General features: G+C 70.9%; 2 protein-coding genes. Both read left to right on the top strand.

Features of this window, described 5'->3' with window-relative positions; all coding sequences use genetic code 11:
* Positions 1-339: 339 nt before the first annotated feature.
* Positions 340-1809 carry a cytochrome ubiquinol oxidase subunit I gene (locus tag HF519_RS29840; protein ID WP_169416290.1) on the top strand — a complete coding sequence of 490 codons (1470 nt, stop codon included), beginning with the start codon at positions 340-342 and terminating at the stop codon, positions 1807-1809.
* Positions 1810-1824: 15 nt separating this feature from the next.
* A partial coding sequence (gene cydB, locus HF519_RS29835) for a cytochrome d ubiquinol oxidase subunit II (protein WP_169416289.1) occupies positions 1825-2556 on the top strand: 732 nt, incomplete at its 3' end.

Raw genomic sequence — 2556 nt, 5'->3', positions numbered from 1 at the left:
CCCCACCCCGCGGCCTCGGTGTCCCCACGCGCCCCTCGGCTGCGCGCGCCCTCCACCGCCACGCGCACAACCGAACGCCACGCGCACCACCGAACGCGCGGGGCCCGGGCCCACGAACACCGGGGACGGCCGCGCGCGTTCCTCTGCCACGCGCACGACCGGACGCGCGCCGGCCACACGATGCGCGCGCGGGCATCCGGGCGGAGCCGATGGGAACCGGGGTGGAGGGTCGCCCGGGCGTCGGGTGTTCCCGAGCACTCCGCGCTGCCGATGAGTTTCTACGTGCGGTAGAACTACTACAGGCCGTAGAAGTAACGGCGTGAGCTGAGGGGCGGCGGCATGGAGGCACTCGATCTCGCGCGGTGGCAGTTCGGGATCACGACGATCTACCACTTCCTGTTCGTCCCGTTGACGATCGGCCTGTCGGTGATCGTCGCGAGCCTGCAGACCGCGTGGTACCGCACCGGCAAGCCGGAGTACCTGCGCGCCACCAAGTTCTTCGGGAAGCTGTTCTTGATCAACTTCGCGATGGGCGTCGTCACCGGGATCGTCCAGGAGTTCCAGTTCGGGATGAACTGGAGTGACTACTCGACGTTCGTCGGCGACGTGTTCGGCGCGCCGCTCGCGATGGAGGCGCTGCTCGCGTTCTTCCTGGAGTCGACGTTCATCGGGCTGTGGATCTTCGGCTGGGACAAGCTCCCGCGCCGGGTCCACCTGGCCTGCATCTGGATCGCCGCGATCGCGACCAACTTCTCGGCGTACTTCATCATCGCGGCGAACGCCTGGATGCGGCATCCGGTCGGCTTCGCCGTCGATTCCGAGACCGGGCGCGCCCGGCTGACCGACATCTGGGCCGTGCTGAGCAACGACCAGGCCTGGTCGACCTACCTGCACGTCGTGGCGGGTGCGTTCATCGCCGCCGGGTTGTTCGTCGTGGCAGTGAGCGCGTTCAGGCTGATGCGCGAACGCCGGCCCCGTCGCGGCAGCGACGCCCCGCACCCGAGCGAGCACGAACTGTTCCGCAAGACCCTGCGGGTCGGGTTCGCCGTCACCGCGCTGGCCGGTGTGCTCGTCGCGGTCTCCGGCGACAACCAGGCCAAGCTGATGGCGCGGTACGAGCCGATGAAGCTCGCCGGCGCCGAGGCGCTGTGGGACGACGAGGACGGCGCCGGGTTCTCGCTGTTCGCCGTCGGGGACATCGAGAACGGCCGCAACCACATCAACCTGCAGATCCCGAACGTGCTCAGCTTCCTCGCCACCGGCGACCCGGGCGGCAACGTCCAGGGCATCAACAACGTCCAGGCCCGCTACGAGCAGGTGTTCGGGCCCGGCGACTACCGGCCCAACATCGCCGTCCTGTACTGGGCGTTCCGGCTGATGATGGGCCTCGGGCTGGCCGGTGTCGCGATCTCGGTGGCCGGGCTGTGGCTCACCCGGCGTGGCCGGCTGCCCGGACGGCCCTGGATGTACCGGGTCGCCATCGCCGCCCTGCCCGCGGCGCTCGCGGCCAACATCTTCGGCTGGGTGCTCACCGAGATGGGCCGCCAGCCCTGGACCGTGGTCGGCGAGCTGCTCACCGCGAACAGCGTCTCCCCCGGCGTCAGCCTCACCGAGGTCGCGATCTCGCTGACCGCGTTCACGCTGATCTACGCGGTGCTCGCGGTGATCGAGGGCGGGCTGCTCTGGCGTTACGTGAACGCCGGGCCGGGGCACGTCATGCCCTACCCGTCCGGCGCCGACCCCGACGAGCCCGAACCCGGCACCGCCGACCGCACCGCGGACGACCGCGTCCCCGCGTTCGTCTACTGATTCCAGGAGCGCGCCGTGGATCTCCCCGTCATCTGGTTCGTCGCGATCGCCGTCCTGTGGACCGGGTACTTCGTCCTGGAGGGCTTCGACTTCGGCGTCGGCACCCTGCTGCCGGTACTCGGCCGCGACGACACCGACCGCCGCGTGATGATCAACTCGATCGGCCCGGTGTGGGACGGCAACGAGGTCTGGCTGATCACCGCGGTCGGTGCCACGTTCGCCGCGTTCCCGGCCTGGTACGGCTCGATGCTCAGCGGCTTCTACCTCCCGATGCTGGCGATCCTGCTGGCGCTGATCGCCCGGGGGGTCGCGTTCGAGTACCGAGGCAAGGTCGACGACGCGCGCTGGCGGGCGCGCTGGGACGCCGCGATCGTCGCCGGCAGCACGGTGCCGGCGTTCCTGTGGGGCGTGCTGTTCGCCAACCTCGTCCGCGGGGTCCCGATGAACGCCGATCACGTGGTCACCGCGGGTCTGCTCGACCTGTTCAGCCCCTACGCCCTGCTCGGCGGGCTGCTGACCCTCGTGCTGTTCGCCCTGCACGGGGCGGTGTTCCTGGCCCTGAAGACCGACGGCCCGGTGCGCCGGCTCGCCCGCCGGGCGACAGCGCGGCTCGCGCTGGTCGCGGTCCCGGCCACGGTGGGGTTCCTCGGCTGGACCCAGGCCGAGCACGGCACCTGGTGGACGCTGCCGGTCGCGGTGCTGGCGGTGCTCGCCCTCGTGGCGGGGTCGGGGCTCGCCGCCGTGGGC

Source organism: Pseudonocardia bannensis (assembly GCF_012911875.1).
Lineage (GTDB): Bacteria > Actinomycetota > Actinomycetes > Mycobacteriales > Pseudonocardiaceae > Pseudonocardia > Pseudonocardia bannensis.
The sequence above is the reverse complement of the archived record's forward strand: the minus strand, read 5'-3'. Positions and strand labels throughout refer to the sequence as shown.

Coding starts and splice junctions, on each gene's coding strand:
- HF519_RS29840 (WP_169416290.1), top strand. CDS start 340: ATGGAGGCACTCGATCTCGCGCGGTGGCAGTTCGGGATCACGACGATC.